The following is a 22,089-nucleotide window of genomic DNA, read 5'->3' as shown; positions in this document are numbered from 1 at the left end:
TATCTCAGGGCGCATCATGGACAATACGACAGATCTTCCTTTGGCTGCGGTCAGTGTGGATTTTACAGTTAAAGTTCTCAGTCCCAACAACTGCCTATTGTATGAAGAACAACATCTGGGAAAAGATATGTCTGGCTCCGAGGGGGCTTTTTCACTTTCCGTGGGGACTGGAACCGGAGCTGTGAATGTGTATGCCACAGCAGGACAGGAACAAACCCGGGAAAATATCCTGAAGGTTTTTTCAAATCACACGACAACCCTCAATGGACTTCAGTCGGAAGATCAGGGCAGTGAATCCACGGTGTGTAACGGAACTTACACGCCGGCAGCCGGGGATTTGCGTAAAGTGAAGATTGTCTTTAATACAGGCGCTGGCGGGCCACGTACTATTTTGCCTTATCATCAGATTGGCACAGTCCCATATTCGATGGTGGCGCAAGAGGCGGCCATGGCCCGTGACTCTGAAAAGCTTGGTGGAGCGTCTGCAGGTGATTATGCCAAGTTGTCTGACTTAAGCGCCGAGGTTCCGAATAATGAAACCGATCCAACGGTGCGCCCGTTTGCGAAATCGGCATTACCCAACTGTGGAGCGGGTGAGGTTTTGAAATCCAATGGAGCCAGCTTTTCCTGCGTGACTGATACGGGCGGAGCCGTGCCGGTGGCTACCGCCGCCAGCACCGGCGTTGTGCAGGTGGGTTCTGGCTTGTCTGTAAATGGCGCTGGTGTTTTAAGTGTCGGCAGTCTGCCGATCTCGCAGATCACGGGTTTGCAGACGGCCCTGGAAGACCGCCTGCAGATGAGCGTTTTGCAGCAGTGCTCGACCAGCCAGGTTTCAATTTGGAATGCGGTTTCAGACACCTTTACATGTTCTAATATCAGTGTGACTGCGAGTCAGATGACTGACTTTAACACTGCGGTGGATGCGCGTGTCGGTGCTGCTGACACAGCCAATCCTAAATTGCCTTTGAGCGGTGGCACAATGACGGGCGATCTGAATATGGGTGGCGAAGATATCCTGGCCAGCGGTCACATCACAATGAGCGCCACTAAAACACTGCTTTTGGGGAACTTCACGCAAGTGCAGGAAGATGCCCTGGTGTTGAATGCCGGTCACAAGGGGCTATCGTGGTACAATTCGGATCTGAAGGCATTGAGATACTATGATGGCGCAGCCAAGCTGACAGTGGCGGCCAGCACTTCGGCCTGCACTGACGGGCAGATTTTAAAATGGAATAACACAGCCAAAACCTGGGATTGTTCGGCGGACTCTTCGGGATCGAGTCCCGGGGATGCAACTTACGCAGCAAAGGGTCTTGTGCAGTTTGATACCAGTGCTGATACTTCAGGAATGATCGTGGCGTCCGGTGTTGCCAGAGTGAACCACGGGACGGGGGCCTATCAGATTGTCAGACTGGGATCTGATTCCAAGCTTCCGGCCGTGGATGGGTCTGCACTGACGAATATCAATGCCAGTAATCTTGCGACAGGGAGTGTTTCTGCTTCCGTTTTGCCGACGGCCACAGTCGCCAAAGGTGGTACAGGTTTGACGTCAGGCACTTCAGGTGGAATTCCTTATTTCAATTCCGGCACAACTATGGCTTCGTCGGCGGCGCTGACTCAGCACGGGGTTGTATTGGGCGGTGGAGCAGGGTCTTCGCCTGTTGCAACAGCTGCCGGGACTGCTAATCAGGTTTTGCGTGTGCCAGCAGGTGGCGGTGCGCCGACCTTTGGTGCTATTGATTTGGCTTCTGCGGATGTTGTGGGAACTTCAGTTTTACCAATTGCAAACGGCGGTACGGGGGCTGCGACAGCGGCCAATGCCCGCACAGCTTTGGGGTTGGGAACCGCGGCTGTGGCGACAACGGGGAGTGCTTCAGGCAATGTCCCGGTCTTGGGTGTGGGTGGTATGACTGCGAATAAGATGTGTACTTCAGATGGTACCGGAACTGGCATTATCTGTAACGTGAACATCCCGGGGACAAGCACCCTGATGGGGTCTTTGACGATGCTGGGAAAGGCGGGGTGCGTGTGGGAACATGCCAATACTTCGTATGCCTCTTTTTCGAATGTGACAGCATGTAACGCGGCCACGGTGACGGGGCTGGCTTCGGCTCCAACGGAAGGCAAGATTCCGGGCATTCGTTTCGCAAGTCTTCCCGCGGGAGATTATGAGCTGACGGTATTACTTTTTTCGATGTATCCAGTGGATGCCGGGGTTTACTGTCGTTATCGTCTTTGGGATGGCACAAACTACTCGGGCACGGCAGGGGCCTATCAAAGTGAAATCTATCAAATGACCGGGTTGTTCTCTTATGCCACGGACCAGACGAATTTGACCTTTTATGTTCAGACGCAGACGACGACGGCCTCAAAAAACTGCCGTGCCGACATTTCGGTGCCTGGACAGGATAAGATGCAAATCTATTTGAAGAAGTTATAGCTGGTTGAATACGCGGAAAAGAAAAAACCCACAGTCGGTGACTGTGGGTTTTGTTTTTGCTGCTTCAGCTGAATCGCCGGTCGGCAATTCCGCACTGCCGGCGGGGCCGACTACATCTGGCGTTGACGTTTTTCAACGGCCAAAGCCGCTTCACGCACAACTTCAGACAAAGTCGGGTGGGCGTGGAAGGATCTTGCCAGATCTTCGCTGCTGCCGCCGAACTCCATGCACACGATCACTTCGTGGATCAGTTCAGACACGCTTGGACCCACCATGTGAGCGCCCAGGATTTTGTCTGTTTTCTTATCCGCGATGATTTTGACGAAACCTTCCGTGTAACCTTTCGCGCGCGCACGGCCGTTGGCCATGAACGGGAATTTACCCACGTTGATTTCAAGACCTTTTTCTTTGGCGTATTCTTCAGTGATACCGACAGAAGCAATTTCCGGGTGAGTATAGATCACACCTGGAACCGTGTCGTAATTCACGTGACCTGCACCACCAGCCAGGATTTCTGCCAATGCCACGCCTTCTTCTTCCGCTTTGTGCGCAAGCATAGGACCGGCAATAACGTCACCAATGGCATAGATGCCAGGAACGTTGGTTTGATAGTGTTTATCGACGATGATGCGGCCTTGAGGATCCTTTTGGATGCCCATTTCTTCGCAGCCCACACCTGTCGTGAATGGTTTGCGGCCTGTAGAAACAAGCACAACATCCGCTTTCATCGATGAAGCTTTCCCATCAGTCAAAGACTCATAGGTCACTTCAACGCCATCATTGCCCACTTTAGAACCTGTCACTTTGGTGGATAGAAGGAAAGTCATACCTTCTTTTTCCAGGGATTTTTTAAGCACATTCATGCAGTCCTGATCCATCGTGCCGCCCAGACGGTTGGCATACTCGATCACGGTGACTTTAGCACCCAGACGCTGCCATACAGAGCCCAGCTCCAAGCCGATGACACCACCACCGACAACGATCATGGTTTTTGGAACCTGATCCAACGCCAGAGCGCCTGTGTTGGAGACGATACGTTTTTCATCGTACTTCAAGAACGGCAGCTCCACGGGGACAGATCCAGTTGCGATCACGATATTTTTGGTCGTAAGAATCTGCGTGTTGCCGTCAGCACCTTTTACTTCCACTTTCCCCGGAGCCACGATTTTACCCAGGCCGTTGAAGGGAGTGATCTTGTTCTTTTTGAACAAGAAGGCGATGCCTTCGGTGTTTTGTTTTACAACTTTGTCTTTGCGAGCCTGCATGGTTGGAAGATCCAAATCGACTTTGGATACTTTCACACCGTGAGCCGCTAGATCATGCTGAGCCGCCTGATAGTGTTCAGAGCTTTCAAGAAGCGCTTTGGACGGGATGCAACCTACGTTTAAGCAAGTGCCGCCATAGGTTTTATCTTTTTCAATCACGGCCGTTTTAAGACCCAGCTGAGCTGCACGAATGGCCCCTACGTAACCGCCGGGACCGGAACCAATAATAATTAGGTCAAATTGAGTGTCTGCCATGATTATACCTCTAGAAGCAATCTTTCAGGATCTTCGACAAGTTCTTTAATTTTCACAAGGAGGCTCACAGCCTCTTTGCCATCGATGATACGGTGATCGTAAGTCAACGCCAGATACATCATCGGGCGGATTTCCACTTTGCCGTTGATCGCCATAGGACGATCCTGGATTTTGTGAAGGCCCAAGATAGCTGACTGCGGGAAGTTCAGGATCGGAGTTGAAAGCAAGGAACCGAACACGCCCCCATTCGTGATGGAGAAGGTGCCGCCGCCCAGATCGTTAGGAGTGATTTTGCCGTCACGACCTTTTGCTGCCAAATCGCGAATAGCCAGTTCAATACCAGCCAATGACAAAGTGTCCGCATCTTTAATGTTCGGCACCATCAGGCCTTTCTCAGTGGAAACGGCAATACCGATATTGTAGTAGTTGTGATACTCGATGTCTGTGCCGTTGATCCATGCGTTCACCGCAGGGAAGTCTTTCAGTGCTTCGACAACCGCTTTCACGAAGAAGCCGTTAAAGCCCAGATTCACGCCGTACTTTTCTTTGAATTTGTCTTTGTATTTAGAGCGAAGCTCCATCACTTTGCCCATGTCCACTTCGTTGAAAGTGGTCAATAGAGCTGCTGTGTTTTGCGCTTCTTTCAGTTTTTCCGCGATACGTTTGCGGATAGTCGTCATTGGAACAAGTTTTTTGTCGCCTTGTTTCGACGGGCCCGTAGCAACCGGAGTTACTGTCGCAGGAGCGGCCTTAGCTGCCGGCTTGTCCGCCGTAGCTTTAGTGGAGGCGGAAGCCTCAAGAACGTCCCCTTTCGTCAGGCGGCCGTCTTTGCCTGTGCCTTGGATCGCAGAAGGATCAAGACCCTTTTCATTTACGATTCTGTTAACAGCCGGGGACAGGTGCGCAGAGGCGGCGGCAGCCGGCAGAGCTGCAGCACCGGCAGGTGCGGAAGCTGGAGCAGCTTTCGGAGTTTCAGCCGCAGGAGCTGCTGCGCCCGCTGCCGGTTTTGCGTCCGTATCAAGAGTTGCAACTGTTGCGCCGATTTGAACAACCGCACCAGCCTCACAGCCTGGATTGATAGTCAATACACCGTCATTTTCTGCAACAACTTCCACGCTGGCTTTGTCAGTCTCAAGAAGCATAAGCACTTCATTGCGTTTTACAAAGTCGCCGGATTTTTTAGTCCAACTGCCGATGGTTGCTTCTGTGATGGATTCCCCAACCGCGGGAACTTTAATCTCTTGTTTCATGGCAACGTCCTTTTTTAAATCTTTCTAAAAATCAAATTATTTTCTACTTCAGCTTCTGCGACTGCCGTCGCGCCAGCACTGTCGGCCCAGTCGACTATTTACTGAACACGGCTTTGACGATCTCAGCTTGTTCGATGCGGTGTCTGTAGACAGAACCTGTCGCCGGAGAGGATCTTTCCGGACGGCCCACGTATTCAAAGCCCAGCTTCAGGCCGGCTTTGGAGACAACATCAACAAACTTGAAGTACACGTTCTGGAAGGCACCCATGTTTTTTGGTTCTTCCTGCGCCCATACCAAAGTTTTTGCTTTAGGGTAGGACTTCAGAACTTCCGTCACCTGATTGGCAGGGAATGGATAGATCTGCTCCAGACGAACCAATGCGACATTTTCTTTCTTGGACTTTTCTCTTTCTTCCAAAAGCTCGTAGTAAAGCTTACCGGAAACAAACACCACCGTGTCCACTTTGGACTTATCAATAGTGTCAGCAATCACTTCCTGGAAGCGACCGTTGGCCAGTTCGTCGATGGTGGAAACGGCACGCGGGTGACGAAGCAAAGACTTTGGTGACATCACAACCAAAGGTTTGCGGAAGTCACGGCGCACCTGGCGGCGAAGAGCATGATAGATCTGAGCCGGTGTTGTCAGATTTACAACTTGCATGTTGTTCTGAGCACAAAGTTGCAAGAAGCGCTCAAGACGGGCCGAGGAGTGCTCGGGACCCTGACCTTCATAGCCGTGAGGCAGAAGAAGTACCAGGCCGCTCATCTGTTGCCACTTGGATTCACCCGCAGACAGGTATTGGTCGATCACGATTTGCGCGCCGTTGACGAAGTCACCGAACTGCGCTTCCCACATCACCAGGGATTTGGGATCCTGAACGGAATAACCGTACTCGTAACCCATCACGCCGTACTCAGACAGAATACTTTCCGCCACCAGCAGTTTCGCCTTCGGATTCAGATCCGCCAGCGGGAAGTAAGCTTTGCCGGTTTTAAAGTCGTACATGCCTGCATGACGATGAGTGAACGTGCCACGCACGCAGTCTTCACCAGTCAAACGAACATTGGTGCCCTCTGACAGCAAAGAACCGTAGGCCAAAAGTTCACCCATGCCCCAGTCGATGTTTTCTTTGCCAGCGCCCATCGCTTTACGCGCTTCCAGAAGTTTGATCAGTTTCGGATGTGGAGTGAAGTCAGCAGGGTGACTGCCGATTTTCTCGCCGATTTGTTTTAGCTTGCCCAGATCGAAAGTGGTGTCGGCGGATTTTTCGAAATCAGAATCCTTGGCCTTGCGCAGACCTTTCCAGTTGCCTTCGAACTTGAAGTTCTTAAGTTTCGGCGGATTCTTTTTGGTATCTTCGAAAATAGTCTGCAAGCGATCCATCGCCTGGTTGTACATGTCGTCAGAAGTTTTCTGATCCACACTTCCTTCCGCGGCCAGTTTCTTCGCAAATAGCTCGCGAACTGTTGCGTGGGTTTTGATGATCTCATACATCTGCGGTTGAGTGAACGCAGGTTCGTCCCCTTCGTTGTGGCCGAATTTACGGTAACACAGCAGATTGATCACAACGTCTTTGCCGAATTCCTGGCGATAGCGAAGGGCGATGTCCATGGCGCGCACGGCGCTTTCAACATCGTCACCATTCACATGCAGAACAGGGGTGAAGGTCATTTTCGCTGCATCAGACGAATAACGTGTGGAGCGAGTGTCCTTGCCGTTGGTGGTGAAACCCACCTGATTGTCGATGATGATGTGGATCGTGCCGCCAGTGGAGTGAGAGTGAACTCCAGCCATTTGCAGAGTTTCCTGAACAATCCCCTGACCGGCAAACGCCGCATCCCCGTGGATTAGAACTGGAACAACATTCTTTTTGCCTGTAGTGCCGATTTGGTCTTGAGCCGCACGCGCCATCCCCAATGCCACCGCGTTGACAGTTTCCAGGTGGGAAGGGTTGTAGGCCAGAGTGACTTTGCAAGAACCGGTCGCGGTTTTCTTTTCAGTGACATAGCCCAGGTGGTACTTCACGTCGTTGTCGAAGTCTTCAATGGGCTCGGCCAGTTCCAGCGGACCGTTGAAGTCGCCGAAGACGTATTCTTCAGGCTTTCCGAAGAAGTTCACCAGGATGTTGACGCGACCACGGTGAGCCATGCCCACGAAAACTTCCTGAACCTGATGAGCCGCACCTTTGTTCACCAATGTGTCCATCATCGGCAAAATAGAATCAGCCCCTTCCACAGAGAAGCGCTTTGTTCCGACGTAGCGGGTGTGAACGAACTTTTCCAAAGTTTCCGCTTTGGTCAAAGCCGCCAGAGCGTTCTTTTTTTCATCCAAAGAAAGTTTTGCCGGATTGTTTTCGAATTGCTGAGTCAGCCATTGAACTTCTTTTGGAGAAGCATCCGCAGCCTGAAGGGAAAGTGTTCCGCAGTAAGTGGCCTTCAGATGTGCGATGATGTCGCTGAGAGTGGCGTTGGCTTTACCAATCACAGAACCAATCTGGAATTTCGCCGTCAGATCTTTTTCCGTCAGGCCAAAGCGCTTCAGGGAAAGAAGCTCGCCTGCTTGCGGAGCATACAGCGGATTCAGGTTGGCTTCGGTGTGTCCGTCAGCGCGATAAGCCTGGATGAGTTGGAAGACGGCCAGCTCTTTATCGGACATGCCGAACTTGCCTCCTTGGGCAAACTCAACACCTTCAAAGAAGCTTTTCCATTCTACTGCGAGTGAATCCGGATTCGCTTTGAAATCAGAGTAGAGTTGTTCGATGTATTCAAGATTCGCACTATTGATGCCACTGTTGCTCACGATATAACCTCAAACTTCACATGGGTTGAGCGGGCGGTTAAACAAATTATCTCGAATCCAAAGGTCTTGATATAACTTGTTTCACCGTCCGCTAGCGCTCGCTAATTTTTCAAAAAGTTGGGGATTTGACACGTCTTAATGCGCAGCAAAACGCCAAGCTTTTGATGTTATTTAAAGCCTTGTCATGATAGCTCTTTTTCTATCCAAAATGAAGGAGTTTAAACGTGTATAAGTTGGTACTTATTCGACACGGTGAAAGTGTTTGGAACCAAGAAAATCGCTTCACGGGCTGGCAGGACGTTGATCTTTCCGAGAAAGGTCGAGCGGAAGCTCTAAAGGGTGGCAAAGCTCTTCGTGAAAAAGGCTTCAATTTTGATGTGGCCTATACAAGCATGCTCAAAAGAGCGATTAAAACTCTGAATTTCGTGCTAGATGAGGTTGATCAAGTGTGGCTTCCTGTCCACAAGGACTGGCGCTTGAATGAAAGACACTACGGAGCACTTCAAGGTCTGAATAAGGCAGAGACCGCGGCTCGTCATGGTGAGGAGCAAGTGAAGATTTGGCGCCGCAGTTACGACACTCCGCCACCTCCGATGGAGGTGACAGACCCTCGTCATCCCACGCATGACCCTCGTTACAAGGATGTAGATGCTAAACTTTTGCCTAGCAATGAGTCTTTGAAGGACACCGTTGCTCGTTTCTTGCCGCTGTGGAACGGCACAATCGCACCTGCTGTAAAATCAGGCAAAAATGTCCTGATCGTGGCTCACGGTAACAGTTTGCGTGCCTTGATGCAGCATTTGGAAGGTATGACCCCTGAGGAAATCATGGGCGTAAATATGCCAACCGGTATTCCCATGATGTATGAGCTGGATGCTGATTTGAAGGTCCTGAAGAAGGAATTCATCGGGGACCCCGATGAAGTGAAAGCGGCTATCGAGGCCGTCGCCAACCAAGGCAAAGCAAAATAAGCATTGCGATGAGGGCTCCTTTTAGGAGCCTTTCTTTTTTGTCATTCGAATTTGATACATAAGTTGTTTCGATGTGAAACAAATCCCGTGCGGCGGGACCTCCTTTGCCCTGTCTTTTCTTAAGTTTGATACGATTTATGTCGATACAAGAGACAGGAGAAATCACCGTGAAATCAGTCCGTAAGTCACGTTCTGTCTTTAATAACAGGGGAAGCGCATTCGTCCAGGCGTTGGTGGCCGTGGGCGTTGTCGGTGTTATGATCTACTTCCTTTCGCCGACAGTTGTTAAGCACAGAACTCAGGTCACTAAAACGGCCTCGATCATTACGGCGCGTCTGGCTCTGCACTCCATGGTGGATTATACTCTGTTCGGTATTCGACAGCGCTGGTGTTTTTCTGAATCCTGGATGCAGGAAAGTTGCGGCAAGAGTGTGCCGGCAACAGCGGTCGAGCTGCTCAGTCACCCGCGCTCGGTTGAGCGTATTCTAATGAAAAAAGAGACCGTCGACTTCTTGCGTGTGATAGGTATCGCCAATCCGGAAAAAGTCCCTGTTTCAAAAATTCACCAACGAATCAATATTGAGTCTTTCTCTGCCTTGCATCCGGTTTATAAGATCGTGGCGGATTTGAAGGGTTACACCGTGGCTGCGATTGATGTCTCTATTTCACGAGATGTTCGCGCGTCCATCCCAGAGTACGGTCGGGAAGTGTATTTGCGTATTGATGTGAGCTTGTTGGATCGCTCCGGCAAGGTGATCGAAGTGGGCTCAAGCTCCTTAAAAACAACTTCGTATGTCGGGGTTTATCCTCGTGAGGTGGGAAGCTTTGCCGTGATGGTGGCGGGTGACCTTTATCTGGATAAAACTGTCACCACATCTTCGGGTTTGAAGAAGGGTGATGCTGTTATCAAGCAAACCGGCTCACGCCTTGCCAATATCAAGTATCCAGGTTTGATCTTTGAAAGTCCGGTCTTTGTAAACGGATCCATTCATTTGCCGATGGCGCCGGATTCCGGGGCGGATCTGACTGGCGGGGACACTGTCTACACGCCGGTGACCTTCAAGGATAAAGTGGTTCTGGGTGACGGACCTGTGATGCGCAATAATCAGGAATTTAAACCGCGTTACGCCGGTCAACAGGATGACCAGTTCTGGGGTCAGATTCGTCAGTTCGGTGGCTTCCAGAAAGGTGTGGAAGTGGATGGCGCACGTGATCTGGGCTTGGACTATCTTTCTGGTTTTGCCGTCGGAGAGACCGTGAATGCCAGTTTGATGGCACAATGTCTGCGCCACGAAAAAATCAAATACGAACTAGCCAATACCGATAACAGTCAGTTGACGGGTCAGTTGCTGGGTCAAAAGGGAAGTAAATACAATTACCGCCTGGCTTTGACTGACGGGAATATGTTCACAGTTCAGAACAAAGACGTTGAAAAGCCAAATTCGCCGGACAACTGGTGGGGCTTCCGTGATCTTTTGAAAGGATTCTCTTTAAGTCAGGAAAAACTGGCCGCGACAAGATATAACATCAAGTTCGGTAATATGTATCTGACCGGGGAGATTCCGGCTGAAGGCTCTGTGACTTTGGAACCGAAGATCGATCTTCGACCATTGGAAAAAAGTCTGGAGCGTCAGGTCAGTCAGCTAGAGTCTGACGTGAGCAGCAGTCAGGCTCGACTGAATCAAGCAGCCCGTGCTGTGGAGCGAGCGATTCGTGATGTCAACGATGCTGAAAATGATGTCGAGCGTGAGGAGCGTCGCAATCCCGTCGACAAGGATCGCCTGGCAAGTGCGCGTTCCAGGCTTTCCAGTGCCCGCAATGATCTGGCTCAGGCAAAACAATATAAAGAACGCATGGAAGCTGAGTTGGATGCGAATGAACGTAAGCTCAGCGGCACGCGTGAGCAGCTTCGTAAAGTTCGTGCCAGCATGGACATCCAGCCCAAAATTCATCTGACACTTAAAAAGCCTCTGAAGCCAGGGGATGATCCTAAGAACAATAACTCCAACTCTTCTTTCCAGGATTTGGATGTCAGCTTTGATAATGCTTCCATGCTGGTCAACTCCATGGGTGAGCGTTTGCCGGTCTCTCTTGAGTTGATCGCTTACGATGTTGGTTACTATGATGGACGTAACCTAAGAAAGAACTGGGCTGCGGGAAATAACAAAGGCTGGCTGGTCTTTGAGCCAGATGGTGATGACTTTAAGGTGGGTTCCCGCCTGCGCGATTCTGCCGGTCGTGACAAGAGCGGCTATCCAGAGGATATCGACCCTTATGTGAATCTGGACAATGCCTGTGAGGCCTTGGGTAAAAACTCTTCCGCCTTCGGGGGCTCGGACTGGTCCCAGTCATTTGCTTCATCGGCCCGTCAATCGTGGTCTTTCACCGCGAAACTGGGCGAAGCCAAGGACTTTATCTTTGACAAGAACAACGCCCGTTGGGAACCAAGTGGGGGCAGCACCGCAGCCTTCCAGGTCGTGTCGTTGGCTAAGACCTGCTATATCAAATCCGATGCGAACTTTGTATCCGGTTTCATGAACTGCGAAAGACTGGTGATTGAAGCCCGTGATAAGCCGCTCAGAATCGTCGGCAGCTTCATTCTGTCGCAAGGAATGTCCATAGATGATTCCGCTTATCGCAGTGGTATTCGCTGGAGTACCATCTATCACGCCATGGCGACTTATGAACTTCGTAAGGCGGGTGTACTAAGAGGTAATAACAGTGTTGATTGCTCTGTGATCAATCGTTACCCGGTATGGCATCCGTACCCAAGTATCACGGACGTTTCCAATCTGTATAAGTGCAACTCCATCTCCTTGCGCGCCAAGGCCGATCCTTTCCGTTGGACGGCAGTGGATCCGGATTGTGGTTTTATTAAAAACAGCAACTCGACAGTGTGTAAGAACCGTCTGGTGCGCTTCTATGTTCTGGAAATTTCGCGGGAGTCCGGCATATGAAATCCCTCATCCGAAACCAGCAAGGTATTTCGATTCTGGAGGTCTTGTTAGGGTTGGCCATGCTGACTCTGGTGGGGTCATTCTTTATCTCAGGAATTCTGAGTATGAAGAAGGTGGCCACAGACAGTGGAGTTAAGAACTCGGTCTATAAGCAGATCAACGACGTCATTGAAAACATCCGGCCTAATGTGCGCATGTATCAGATCAACTACTTCACCTCGGACAAAGAACGTGAAGCAGCGCTGGCGAAGGACAAGCTGCCCATGGCCTGGGGGAATGGAATGATGTCCACGGCCAAGGAATGTCCCGGATGTCCCGGCCGCTATGGTTTTACCATTCAGGCCTACCCGGGGATGAAAGGTTTGTATCTGGTAACAGTTCGTCTGACCCACAAAGATTGGGCGGATGGTACGGATAAAAATGGCAAGGCGGCCAAGCTCACTCCGGCTAACTATGGCTCGGTGGACTATCAGTTTGTGGTGAATGCACAATGATGAAGAATCAACGCGGTTTTACTTTAGCAGAAATGATCGTTGGTGTGGCCCTGATGGGAATCATGGGCATGGTGGCGGCCTCGTTCTTCGTCTTCACGGCAAAAACCAAAACCGAGATCACCAACGAAATTGAAGACAAGGTCGACAGTATTCTGGCCGAGCGTATGATTCTGCGGGATCTGAAGAACTCCGAACCTTCATTTAACAATTTGAATGTGCTGGATGATTACGGTCGCCGGTTCTTTGACTACGTTTCCGATGCGAGCGAGACGGCCGTCGATAACTCTGAACGAAAGCTGACATTGGAGGCGGGGCGCCGCCACGAAGTGATCTTTATTACGACGGCGGAACGAAAGGGCGGAACGATCCTTTATACTCCAGCTTCAGCTTATGAAGTGGGGAATCCGCCGGCGGATCCAAGGCAGGCGGCCTCTTTGAACTTTGTCTCTTTGAATAAAAACAATGAAGTCACCTTCGCCAACGACAAGATCTGGGTGGGTGGAAATGTGGTGATGCTGGATACACCGACAACGGTGAGAGAGATGACCTCATCGGGGCCGGACTACAGCAAGCCGGCGCGCTCTCCGATCTTTTTGGGTGTGGTGCCCAATTCCGGGGCCAGCACGTTGGTGCGCCTGAACTTGGGAAATCTGATCGACATGAGTAATCCGATGTATCCTAATGAGACGATTACAAACGAAGATAAGTTCTTAAGGGATATACCGCCAATGGGAGGAGCTGCTCCTCTTGTCCGCTTGAAAGTTGTCAACATAATCAAGTATTATTTAGCCAAGGATCAAAGCGGGAAGCAAATCAACTTGTGGCGCTCGGTTTATGGGCTGCAAGGATTTAACCAAGGTCAGCTGTTTGCATATGACGTGCAAAAAGTTGAGTTCTCTCGCAAGGACGCAAAGGATGCCTTGATTTACTTCAAGATCGTGCGTCCTGAGAAGAAGTAGCTTTGAGTCTTGATGGGGAATAAAAGGGGGCTTGTATGTTTATGCGTAAAGGGCTTTGCGCCGCCGCTGTGCTAGTGGCATCGGGTGCGGCATATGCTCAGACCGAACAGCAACCGGCAGCAGTGAACTCCGGTGCAGGCGGTTCGGCAGGGTTTCAAGGGGTCGTTTTATCCGGCCAGGCGACACGGGCCTCTTCCGACGGTGTGACCATCAACGTGGCCAACACGTGCTTCGGGACAAATCTTCGTCACGTTTCAAATCCGATTTCACCTGCGTCTCAGGTTAAAATCAAAATTACTATGAATGTCAAAGGTGCGATGAAGACCTACGAGGTGCTTTATCCGGCCAATATCGTAATGAAGGCTGGTGAAACCAACGTGGCCGTCATCAAGCACGACACCGTCAAGGCCAGTTATGCCGGGAACAACGTGCGGATTGTGTTGCCGATCAACTTTAACACGATGGTTGACGAGCAAGGGAATATCTCTGATGACTTTGAAGCCAAGCTGGAAGCCATCACCTTCGAACAGGTTTTCGATGCGCGCCAGAAGCAGGAATACATGGGTTACAACGGCCCGCTTTCTGCCACAGTCTATACCAGTGGTTCAAAAGATGGCCGACAGTACAGTGTCTCAGCCTTCTTCCCGGGTGAAAACGGCTATTGCGGCGGGTATTTCTCGCCACTGATGGTCTTCTTTGATGACAGACTTCCTCAGTTCTCTGCGGCTGTGGACTTCCCGCTGAATCCAACGGGCAAAACAATGTGGCCTGAAGCTGGTGCGCCAGGGGCATTCATTGCAGTGGATCGCAATGGCGATGGTCTGATCACCACCGAAGATGAGTTGTTCGGTAATCAGGGGGACAAATATAAAAACGGTTTTGAGGCTTTGCGCGAATTTGATTCGAACAAAGATGACGTGATTGATAAAAAGGACAAAGACTTTGCAAAACTGCTGTTGTGGTTTGATAAAAACGGTGACGGCAAAGTGCAAAAAGGCGAACTGGTTCCTTTGAAGTCACGTATTGAGTCAGTGTCTTTGAAATACGATGCTTCTGCGGTAAGCTCCGTGGCAGACCGCGCGGAAATCCGCGAGAAGAGCACCTTCGTCTTCAAAGAAAAAGGCAAAAAGAAGGAAGGCCGCGTGATCGACTTGTGGTTCTCTCCAAAAATGAAGTAGTCCAGTTTTAATTAGCAAAAAAATCCGAAGCCGGAGTGTGTGAAGACACTCCGGCTTTTTAATTTTTGACAGGTTGAATTCGACAACATTGACCTGCGTGCAAAGCGCGCCATACTTCGGGCAAGTGATTACAAGGAGGATGTTATGCCTATGCGTTCTTTGGCGCCCTGGAGCAGTCAGCGCCGGTTGGGGTCCACTTCAGACCTAATTAGTCAGTTCGAGGATTTTATTAACGACTTTGACCGGGGTTTTGGTTCAAGTCTGGCGCGTTCAGGGATGGACTTCTCGCCTGCCGTGGATGTTGAGGAAAAGGACAATGCTTATCTTGTGACGGCTGATTTGCCGGGCATGAAGAAGAATGAAATCAAGTTGGATCTGTCAGATAATGTACTGACGATTTCTGGAGAGCGCACCCGCCAGAGCCAAGGGGAAGGGCGCTATACTGAAAGATCCTATGGCAAGTTCCTAAGATCCTTCACGTTGCCCACCCAGGTGAACTCCGAAAAGATCGAAGCTCACTTCGAGGACGGTGTACTGCATATTACGCTGCCTAAAACAGAGGGCGCGCGCAGTCATAGTATCAAGATTATGTAGGGCCAAGATTTTAGCTTGATCCTCGGGACCCATGTGCTTGAATAGGTGCATGGGTATTCTGCTTAAAAATATTTCGACATTACTGACCTTGCAGGGCGCTTCAGCCAAAAATGGCCGTCACATCAAAGAAGAAGATCTGGGTATTATGAACCAGGCTTCGGTTGTCATGGATAAAGACAAAATCCTGTGGGTGGGCCCCCATAAAAAACTTTCCAAGGAATGGGCCAAGAAAAAAGGAATGCGCGAACTGGACATGAAGGGCAAAACGGTTTTGCCTGGGTTCGTGGAGTGTCACACACATCTGGTTTTTGCCGGAGATCGCGCCGCAGAGTTTGAAATGCGCAATCAAGGTGTCAGCTACCAGGAGATTGCCGCCAAAGGAGGCGGCATTTTGTCGACGATGCGAAAAACGCGGTCTTCGACTTTAAAGGATCTGGTGGCGACCGGGCAGAAGCGGGTGAATCACTTTCTGGCTCAGGGGGTGACCACGCTGGAAGTGAAATCCGGTTATGCTTTGAATCTGAAAGATGAAATCAAGGTTCTTCAGGCGATCCAAGAGCTCAAAGGCCCACGCACTGTCAGTACATTCCTGGGGGCGCATGCTTTGCCGCCGGAATACAAGTCTTACGAAGAATATCTGACCTTCCTGGCGGAAAAGGTTCTTCCTGTTGTCGCCAAAAAGAAATTGGCTCGTCGGGTGGATGTCTTTATTGAAAAGGGCTTTTTTCCGGCGGAGGCCTCTGAAAGATATCTGCGTCTTGCGCAGGAACTGGGCTTTGATGTCCTGATCCACGCCGACCAAATGTCTTTAAGTGGCGGCAGTGAGGTGGCGGTACGTCTGGGGGCACTTTCTGGCGATCATCTGCTGCAAATCGAGGAAAAAGAAATCCGCAATCTGGCAAAATCGGAAGTGACCGGAGTTTTGTTGCCTACGGCCGATCTTTACACAAAGACAAAATATCCTCCGGCCCGAGCGATGATCGATGCGGGGGTGCGCGTGGCTCTGGCCACCGATTTTAATCCGGGTACATCGCCGACGCAGGATCTGAATCTTGTAGGCCTCTTGGCTCGCTTGGAAATGAAGATGAGTCTGCCGGAAGTCATTGCTGCCTACACCGTCGGTGCAGCTCATGCTTTAAACCTGCACAAAGAGGTGGGATCCATCGAAGTGGGTAAATCTGCTGACATTGTAGGCATTGATCAGGAGTGGTCGTGTCTGTTCTACAGTGTGGGAGAGCACGCGGAGAAGGTTGTTTTCTCGAGAGGAAAGAAGGTTTTTGAGTCTTAAAATTAATCTGACGCGTCAGAAAATTTAAGATTCTTAAAATTTCCTTTGAATTAGGAAGGGTTTTCTTCCTAGTCTTGGGTTGTGTCTGTGGAGGGGGGAGCTACAACATGAGGTCATCATACACCACGTTAATGCAGTCGAAGTATTTTAATCCTGCTTTTAATAGTGCCATCTTTGATGGTCCCGTTCGCATTTACTTCGCCCAGTTTCATGAAGCGCTGGCACTGAAGATTTATTTTTTGATTCAGCAGAAACTTACAGCCGAAATGGCAAAGGCCAAGGAAGTTTCCAAGGCTTCCGGAGCCAACATCCTGGTGATGGTCTATCCGACGGAAGACAGCTTCCTGCTGTCTTTTGAAGACGCCGCCAAACACATCGGTCCTTTGGAAGTTGAAAAATGGCACGATGATGTGGTAATCGGCCTGCGTGGTCCTATTGAAGATGAAAACCTCGACCTTTTGGTTGAGACTTTGCGTCTCACAATGGAAAACTGGCGTCCAGCCCCTGTGGTGCGCACTACCTCTCCTGCGGAAGTGTGATATAATTTAAAATATGAATAAACGAGGTCAAATCGTGGTGGAGTATGTGCTCCTCCTCGTCCTAGCCGTGAGTCTTGCCGCCATCCTGGTCAGTCGACTGGTGAGCCGCAATGCTGATGACCCCGGCATCCTGGTCGCGAAATGGCATAATATTTTAGAAGTCATCGCGGAAGATCTTCCTGATGGAAAATAGAAATTAAAGGAACGCGTGCCCGCGTTTTTGCAGTTCTTCTTCAATTGCCGTCTGCATTTTTTCCTGAATATCCTGAGCAATCTCGTTCATCAATTCCGAATCATTGATGGCTTCCGGTTTATAGGGCAGATGGATCGGCTCTAAAAAGCGAATGCGCCATTTGGCGGGCAGGGGAATCACATTCAAAGGCAGCGGAATGACGGTGCCCTTCAGGAATTTCGTGAACTTCAACTTCTTCAGATTGATGTGGGTTTCCTCGGCCCCCAAAACCACCACGGGAACGATGGGGCATTGGGCTTCCAGGGCCATACGCACAAAGCCGCGTTTGAATTCCTGCAGCTGATAGCGTTCAGAAGTGGGTTTGAAGTTTCCCTGTTCGCCTTCTGGGAACAGAACAATGGCGTTTCCCTTTTTCAGGGCATTGACGCCGTTTTCATAGGTCGCTTCGGTAAAACCCATTTTGTTGGCGGGAATGGCCGTGGTCTCAGTTAAAAACCAAAAGTGGTGAGTCAGAACCCGCGGCACACGCTTGGCTTCCTGTTGGACAATATGTCCCAGCAAGATGGCATCAAAGCCAGAATAGCCGGAATGATTTGGTGCTAGCACCACGGCGCCTCGGCGGGGAATGTTCTCAACGCCTTCCACTTCCAGACGGAAGTATTTGCGCATGATTTCCAGAAGAAAACGCGGCAGAACACGAAAAATCAAAGTATCGCGATCCAGAGAGCGCAAACCAAAAATTTTTTCGTTGGGTTTCTTCAGGAAATTCTTCATTATTATTACATCGATTGGAGAATGTTTATGTCTTCTTTTATCATGGCCATTGACCAAGGGACAACCAGCTCAAGAACCTGCATCATCAATCAAGCCGGAGGTCTTGTCGCCGAGGCGCGTGAGGCCTTTAAACAGATTTTCCCCAAGCCCGGCTGGGTGGAGCATGATCCCGAGGATATTTGGTATTCCACGCAACGATCCATGCGTTTGGCATTGGAAAAAGCAGGGATCAAAGGGTCACAGATCCGTGCCATTGGCATCACCAATCAGCGTGAAACAGTGATGCTTTGGGATTCGGAAACAGGCAAGGCCCTGCACAACGCCATTGTGTGGCAGTGTCGCCGGACGCAGCAGATTTGCGAAAAGCTGAAGAAAAACAAAAAAGAAAAAATGATCACTGCCAAAACCGGACTGGTTTTGGATCCGTATTTTTCGGCGACCAAAATTCAGTGGCTGCTAAAGAATGTCCCCAATGCGGCGAAGAAGGCCCGTGAAGGTCGTGCCTTGGTCGGCACCGTAGACACTTTCCTTCTGTGGAAGTTGACTGCAGGCCAGTCGCATAAGACGGATGTGAGCAATGCCTCACGCACGATGCTGATGAACATCCACACGGGGTGGTGGGATCAGGATCTATTAAAACTTTTCGGTGTGCCTGAGGCCATTTTGCCGGAAATCTGTCCGTCCAATGCGGAATTTGGTGTCACTCATGGTTTGGGTTTTATGCCCGATGGAATTACTGTGACGGGTATTGTTGGGGATCAGCAGGCGGCCTTGTTTGGGCAGACTTGTTTTGATGTTGGGGATTCCAAATGCACCTTCGGTACAGGCAGCTTTTTACTTTTGAACACCGGAAAAAAAGCGGTGAAGTCCAAGAACAAACTTCTGACGACAATCGCATGGAAACTGAAAAATCAGGAAATGACCTACGCCCTTGAAGGAGGCGCATTCGTCTGTGGGGCCGCAGTTCAGTGGTTGCGCGACGGACTGGGATTGATTCAGCAGTCATCTGAGGTGGAGACTTTGGCCAAGACCGTACAAACCACCGAAGGGGTGGAATTCATTCCGGCACTGACCGGTTTGGGAGCGCCTCACTGGAAGCCGGAGGCTCGTGGGGTGATCTGTGGATTGACTCGTGGAAGCACCAAAGCTCATATCGCGCGCGCGACTTTGGAAGCCATGGCTTTGCAGAATGTGGATATCCTAAATACCATGCAAAGGGATCTGGGTAAAAAACTGCGTGGGGTTCGGGTGGATGGCGGTGCTGCTGCCAATGATCTTTTGATGCAGCTGCAAGCGGACTATTGTGGGGCCAACGTTGTTCGTCCCAAAAACTTGGAAACCACGGCTTTGGGGGCGGCCTTTATGGCAGGATTGGGCGCTGGTGTTTGGAAGGACCTAAAAGAAATCAAACGGGTCTGGAAGGTGGAAAAGGAATTCAAAGTGCAGATGGCCACGAAGGCGCGCAAAGATCGTCTTAAAAAGTGGGCCGAAGCTTTGGAAAGAGTGTAGTGCATGAACGGCCCCGGAGCGCAGACAATCTTTAAGAAAGTGGCGGTGTCCGAAAAGAAGCTTCTGTTTCGCGAGATCGCCGATGACAAGCTTCAACTTTCGATGAAAGGCTCGGTGAACGAGGAGGTCTTTCATTTGATCGCTGTGCAGGTGGATAAGGATGAAACTTTGTTGTGTCATCACACGGCGGACTCCAAAGGGGTTACCACCCCTCAGAAAGTGGTGGTGAACTTTCCCTTCAAAAGCGAGCGCTACTTTTTCCAGACGGACTTGTCCTTCAGTGTTGGGTGGGCGGTGCTTAAGACCGATGTGGACCTGTTCCAGCTGCAACGCAGAGCCAATGCCCGTATTGATTTGCCGGCAAAGTACGAGGCCATTTTCAGCATTCTGAATCACGGCAATCGGGTTTACTTTGTTGAAACCAGGGTGAAAGATGTCAGCGCCGGAGGTCTGAAAATAGATTTCAAAGGGACCTCACCGGATCTGAAAGTGGGGGACCGCATCAAGGGCGCTCTGCGTCTTGGAAGTCGTCGGGCCATGGAGTTTGAGGTGGAGGTGCGTTTTGCCCAGAAGCGGGAGCAAGAGGGTGAGACCTTCCAAACTGCGGGTTTACAGTTTCTAAACGTCAATCAGATGCTGGAAACGCGTTTATTGAGTCTGATGATGGATCTGCAGCGGGAACTGTTCTTAAAATATCCCAAAAAAGACGGGCGATAGAAGTTGTCAGTTTCATTTGGTGTCATTTTGTCCGGCACGAATCTTGGAAAGATTGTTGTGTTTGATTAAAAAGGAGCCTTTATGAAACTACCATTGATGTCTACTCTTTTGGCCGCAGCTTTCATGCTGCAAAGTCCATTGGTTTCTGCGCAAATTCGCCCGGATCGTGGCAACGACGATCGACGCGAAGATCGCCGTGATGATCACCGTGGGCCGGATCGTTACCATGATGACGATCGTTATGATCATGGCCGTCGCGATGATCGCCATGGCGGCATTCGCCCTCGTCCAGAACCACGTCCACCGGTCAGACCGAATCCGCGTCCTGATCCATATCCGCATCCAAACCCTCGTCCAGAGCCGTATCCAAATCCTTATCCTCCGCACAATCCCTATCCGCCTCCAGGCAATCACTATGGTGAATCCAGCGTGCAGTTCTATGGCGTGAGTCGTCGCGGCGGTGGCGAGTGGTTGCGTGTGCAGTTCAACTATGCAGCTTATGTGGATTATGTTCGCGTCAGCGTTTACCGTGCCGGAGTGCAATTGCATGAAACTTATGCGATCACTCAAAGCGGTCGCCGTGTGCAGTTGAACCGTTTGAGCTACACAGGCACGTTCTACTCTGGTTTGACGTCAGAATATCTGATGGCCGGAGAAAGAATTGTGGCGATTGATATTCGCGCTGAATCCATGGGTGGGTATGCGGACCTGGATGTGCGTGTATCATCCAGCTACGGTGCACCTTCCATTTATCCTGTTCGATACTAGTTCCAAAAAAACTGGAGGCCTTAGTGGCCTCCAGGATACCAAATCTTCGTATAGGATTCTTCAAAAGGGATCCTGCCTTCGAGCTCTTTCAAAGAGTGGGCTTTCAAAGAATCCGCTGTCACCTCAATTGGTTCACTGACATAACCGCTGGGAGCCAGGCCGGCAAAAGCTCGGTTGAATTCATCAGCCAACTGCCATCCCTGAGCACGTAAGGGTTCCGCAATGGTCGCCACCTGTTGGGACAGTTGGGACTTGATGCGAGTTAAGGCGGTGATGGAACCATCACCGGCCGAGATATTCACGATATCTTTTCTTCCGATTTTTTTCAGCGGAAAGTTCATGTGATCAAAGTAGACATCATTGATTGCCAGTGTATGAGTCCATTTTTTTCCGTATTGTCTGTGCAGGGTTTCAACGGTCTTGGGAACTTCACGGTCCGCTCGCGAAATTGGCATATCCAGAGTTGTTAAGACCTTGATGTCCTTTGAATCTTCCAGAATGTGTTTCATTCTTTCTGCTTTCGCCAGTGCAATGGTGAAGCGACTGTCGGTGATTATAACCACACCGGCTTTGCGCGGACCGAACTTCGTGGCCAAGCGGGCGGATCTTTCAGCTACGATCAAAGGATCTGTCGTAATGTTGGTGAAAAGAAGCTTGGATGGGCCGGGTTTGGCAGAGGCATGCCACCCCAGAATACGAATTCCTGCGGCCTGGGCTTGTTTGACCTGTTCGGGGTGATCCTCGGCATCGAAGCCCCCAAGAACAATACCGTCCACTTTCTGCGAGATCGAGTGGCGCAGCTGCTGGCGCAGAAGTTCCGAGCTGCCTTTGCCGTCAAAAATCTGCGCTTGCCATCTCAGGACACGAACGGCGGAAAGAAAACTTTCGCTGACGGCACTCACGCCGCCATTTTTTAAGTCCGAGGCAATAAAATGAACAGTGTGTGATTCCTGGGCTTGAGGCCCTGTGGTGGGGCCGGTCCATTTTGTTGTGTTCTGGTGTTGGGCCTCAGTGGTCATGGGGGAAAGCAGTAAAACCACAGGCAGTGAGCAAAGGAAAATATAAAATCTAAATTTGGCGATCATTTGTTCTCAGCATACATGGTCATTTCGCAAATAACTATGTGATTGAGGATTAC

The 22,089-nt window shown here is 50.5% G+C and carries 18 protein-coding genes; 13 read left to right on the top strand and 5 right to left on the bottom strand.

Annotated elements, in window-relative coordinates; translation table 11 throughout:
- The first annotated feature begins 16 nt into the window (after positions 1-16).
- Positions 17-2,440 carry a cell wall anchor protein gene (locus ACZ5ZZ_RS12125; protein ID WP_464139628.1) on the top strand — a complete coding sequence of 808 codons (2,424 nt, stop codon included), beginning with the start codon at positions 17-19 and terminating at the stop codon, positions 2,438-2,440.
- Between the two features lie 110 nt (positions 2,441-2,550).
- On the opposite strand, the gene lpdA is transcribed toward ACZ5ZZ_RS12125, so the two are convergent.
- The 3 genes from lpdA to ACZ5ZZ_RS12110 form a co-directional block, all read right to left on the bottom strand.
- Complete coding sequence (lpdA, locus tag ACZ5ZZ_RS12120) at positions 2,551-3,960, bottom strand: dihydrolipoyl dehydrogenase (RefSeq protein WP_464131421.1); 1,410 nt, start codon at positions 3,958-3,960, stop codon at positions 2,551-2,553.
- A 2-nt stretch (positions 3,961-3,962) separates the two neighbouring features.
- Positions 3,963-5,210: a 2-oxoglutarate dehydrogenase complex dihydrolipoyllysine-residue succinyltransferase gene (odhB, locus tag ACZ5ZZ_RS12115; RefSeq protein WP_464139626.1), complete on the bottom strand. Its 1,248-nt coding sequence runs from the start codon at positions 5,208-5,210 to the stop codon at positions 3,963-3,965.
- A 94-nt stretch (positions 5,211-5,304) separates the two neighbouring features.
- Positions 5,305-8,010: a 2-oxoglutarate dehydrogenase E1 component gene (locus ACZ5ZZ_RS12110; RefSeq protein ID WP_464139624.1), complete on the bottom strand. Its 2,706-nt coding sequence runs from the start codon at positions 8,008-8,010 to the stop codon at positions 5,305-5,307.
- 224 nt (positions 8,011-8,234) lie between these two features.
- Here ACZ5ZZ_RS12110 and gpmA point away from each other — a divergent pair, with 224 nt between their 5' ends.
- The 9 genes from gpmA (at position 8,235) to ACZ5ZZ_RS12065 (ending at position 17,183) form a co-directional block, all read left to right on the top strand.
- On the top strand, positions 8,235-8,981 hold the full coding sequence (gpmA, locus tag ACZ5ZZ_RS12105; RefSeq protein WP_464120496.1) for a 2,3-diphosphoglycerate-dependent phosphoglycerate mutase: 747 nt from the start codon (positions 8,235-8,237) through the stop codon (positions 8,979-8,981).
- A gap of 167 nt (positions 8,982-9,148) precedes the next feature.
- Complete coding sequence (locus ACZ5ZZ_RS12100) at positions 9,149-11,938, top strand: zinc ribbon domain-containing protein (RefSeq protein ID WP_464139622.1); 2,790 nt, start codon at positions 9,149-9,151, stop codon at positions 11,936-11,938.
- Positions 11,935-12,432: a type II secretion system protein gene (locus ACZ5ZZ_RS12095; protein ID WP_464120498.1), complete on the top strand. Its 498-nt coding sequence runs from the start codon at positions 11,935-11,937 to the stop codon at positions 12,430-12,432. Before ACZ5ZZ_RS12100 ends, ACZ5ZZ_RS12095 begins: the two co-directional genes overlap by 4 nt.
- A complete protein-coding gene (locus ACZ5ZZ_RS12090; RefSeq protein ID WP_464120499.1) occupies positions 12,429-13,391 on the top strand; it encodes a pilus assembly FimT family protein in 963 nt (320 codons plus the stop codon). Before ACZ5ZZ_RS12095 ends, ACZ5ZZ_RS12090 begins: the two co-directional genes overlap by 4 nt.
- Before the next feature lie 35 nt (positions 13,392-13,426).
- A complete protein-coding gene (locus ACZ5ZZ_RS12085; RefSeq protein WP_464131415.1) occupies positions 13,427-14,569 on the top strand; it encodes an EF-hand domain-containing protein in 1,143 nt (380 codons plus the stop codon).
- 144 nt (positions 14,570-14,713) lie between these two features.
- The gene (locus tag ACZ5ZZ_RS12080) at positions 14,714-15,163 is read left to right on the top strand and encodes an Hsp20/alpha crystallin family protein (RefSeq protein WP_464139620.1); all 450 of its coding nucleotides are present in this window, start codon (positions 14,714-14,716) and stop codon (positions 15,161-15,163) included.
- A 49-nt stretch (positions 15,164-15,212) separates the two neighbouring features.
- The gene (hutI, locus tag ACZ5ZZ_RS12075; protein WP_464139618.1) at positions 15,213-16,451 is read left to right on the top strand and encodes an imidazolonepropionase; all 1,239 of its coding nucleotides are present in this window, start codon (positions 15,213-15,215) and stop codon (positions 16,449-16,451) included.
- A 107-nt stretch (positions 16,452-16,558) separates the two neighbouring features.
- Entirely contained in the window at positions 16,559-16,990 is a 432-nt protein-coding gene (locus ACZ5ZZ_RS12070; RefSeq protein ID WP_464131409.1) for a hypothetical protein, read from the top strand.
- Between the two features lie 13 nt (positions 16,991-17,003).
- The gene (locus ACZ5ZZ_RS12065; protein ID WP_464120504.1) at positions 17,004-17,183 is read left to right on the top strand and encodes a hypothetical protein; all 180 of its coding nucleotides are present in this window, start codon (positions 17,004-17,006) and stop codon (positions 17,181-17,183) included.
- A gap of 3 nt (positions 17,184-17,186) precedes the next feature.
- On the opposite strand, the gene ACZ5ZZ_RS12060 is transcribed toward ACZ5ZZ_RS12065, so the two are convergent.
- Positions 17,187-17,957: a lysophospholipid acyltransferase family protein gene (locus tag ACZ5ZZ_RS12060; protein WP_464131407.1), complete on the bottom strand. Its 771-nt coding sequence runs from the start codon at positions 17,955-17,957 to the stop codon at positions 17,187-17,189.
- Positions 17,958-17,978: 21 nt separating this feature from the next.
- Here ACZ5ZZ_RS12060 and glpK point away from each other — a divergent pair, with 21 nt between their 5' ends.
- The 3 genes from glpK (at position 17,979) to ACZ5ZZ_RS12045 (ending at position 20,951) form a co-directional block, all read left to right on the top strand.
- Positions 17,979-19,466, top strand: coding sequence for a glycerol kinase GlpK (gene glpK / locus ACZ5ZZ_RS12055; protein WP_464139616.1), 1,488 nt, complete (start codon positions 17,979-17,981; stop codon positions 19,464-19,466).
- Between the two features lie 3 nt (positions 19,467-19,469).
- A complete protein-coding gene (locus ACZ5ZZ_RS12050) occupies positions 19,470-20,183 on the top strand; it encodes a flagellar brake protein (RefSeq protein ID WP_464120507.1) in 714 nt (237 codons plus the stop codon).
- Between the two features lie 81 nt (positions 20,184-20,264).
- Positions 20,265-20,951, top strand: a complete 687-nt coding sequence (locus ACZ5ZZ_RS12045; protein WP_464131405.1) for a beta-sandwich domain-containing protein — start codon at positions 20,265-20,267, stop codon at positions 20,949-20,951.
- A gap of 20 nt (positions 20,952-20,971) precedes the next feature.
- Here ACZ5ZZ_RS12045 and ACZ5ZZ_RS12040 read toward each other — a convergent pair whose 3' ends face one another.
- Complete coding sequence (locus ACZ5ZZ_RS12040; RefSeq protein ID WP_464139614.1) at positions 20,972-22,036, bottom strand: substrate-binding domain-containing protein; 1,065 nt, start codon at positions 22,034-22,036, stop codon at positions 20,972-20,974.
- Positions 22,037-22,089: the final 53 nt, after the last annotated feature.

This window comes from Bdellovibrio sp. HM001 (assembly GCF_055397275.1).
The sequence above is the reverse complement of the archived record's forward strand: the minus strand, read 5'-3'. Positions and strand labels throughout refer to the sequence as shown.

Coding starts and splice junctions, on each gene's coding strand:
- ACZ5ZZ_RS12045 (WP_464131405.1), top strand. CDS start 20,265: ATGAAACTACCATTGATGTCTACTCTTTTGGCCGCAGCTTTCATGCTG.
- ACZ5ZZ_RS12065 (WP_464120504.1), top strand. CDS start 17,004: ATGAATAAACGAGGTCAAATCGTGGTGGAGTATGTGCTCCTCCTCGTC.
- ACZ5ZZ_RS12090 (WP_464120499.1), top strand. CDS start 12,429: ATGATGAAGAATCAACGCGGTTTTACTTTAGCAGAAATGATCGTTGGT.
- ACZ5ZZ_RS12060 (WP_464131407.1), bottom strand. CDS start 17,957: ATGAAGAATTTCCTGAAGAAACCCAACGAAAAAATTTTTGGTTTGCGC.
- glpK (WP_464139616.1), top strand. CDS start 17,979: ATGTTTATGTCTTCTTTTATCATGGCCATTGACCAAGGGACAACCAGC.
- ACZ5ZZ_RS12040 (WP_464139614.1), bottom strand. CDS start 22,036: ATGATCGCCAAATTTAGATTTTATATTTTCCTTTGCTCACTGCCTGTG.
- ACZ5ZZ_RS12070 (WP_464131409.1), top strand. CDS start 16,559: ATGAGGTCATCATACACCACGTTAATGCAGTCGAAGTATTTTAATCCT.
- ACZ5ZZ_RS12050 (WP_464120507.1), top strand. CDS start 19,470: ATGAACGGCCCCGGAGCGCAGACAATCTTTAAGAAAGTGGCGGTGTCC.
- ACZ5ZZ_RS12080 (WP_464139620.1), top strand. CDS start 14,714: ATGCCTATGCGTTCTTTGGCGCCCTGGAGCAGTCAGCGCCGGTTGGGG.
- lpdA (WP_464131421.1), bottom strand. CDS start 3,960: ATGGCAGACACTCAATTTGACCTAATTATTATTGGTTCCGGTCCCGGC.
- odhB (WP_464139626.1), bottom strand. CDS start 5,210: ATGAAACAAGAGATTAAAGTTCCCGCGGTTGGGGAATCCATCACAGAA.
- ACZ5ZZ_RS12125 (WP_464139628.1), top strand. CDS start 17: ATGGACAATACGACAGATCTTCCTTTGGCTGCGGTCAGTGTGGATTTT.
- ACZ5ZZ_RS12095 (WP_464120498.1), top strand. CDS start 11,935: ATGAAATCCCTCATCCGAAACCAGCAAGGTATTTCGATTCTGGAGGTC.
- hutI (WP_464139618.1), top strand. CDS start 15,213: ATGGGTATTCTGCTTAAAAATATTTCGACATTACTGACCTTGCAGGGC.
- ACZ5ZZ_RS12085 (WP_464131415.1), top strand. CDS start 13,427: ATGTTTATGCGTAAAGGGCTTTGCGCCGCCGCTGTGCTAGTGGCATCG.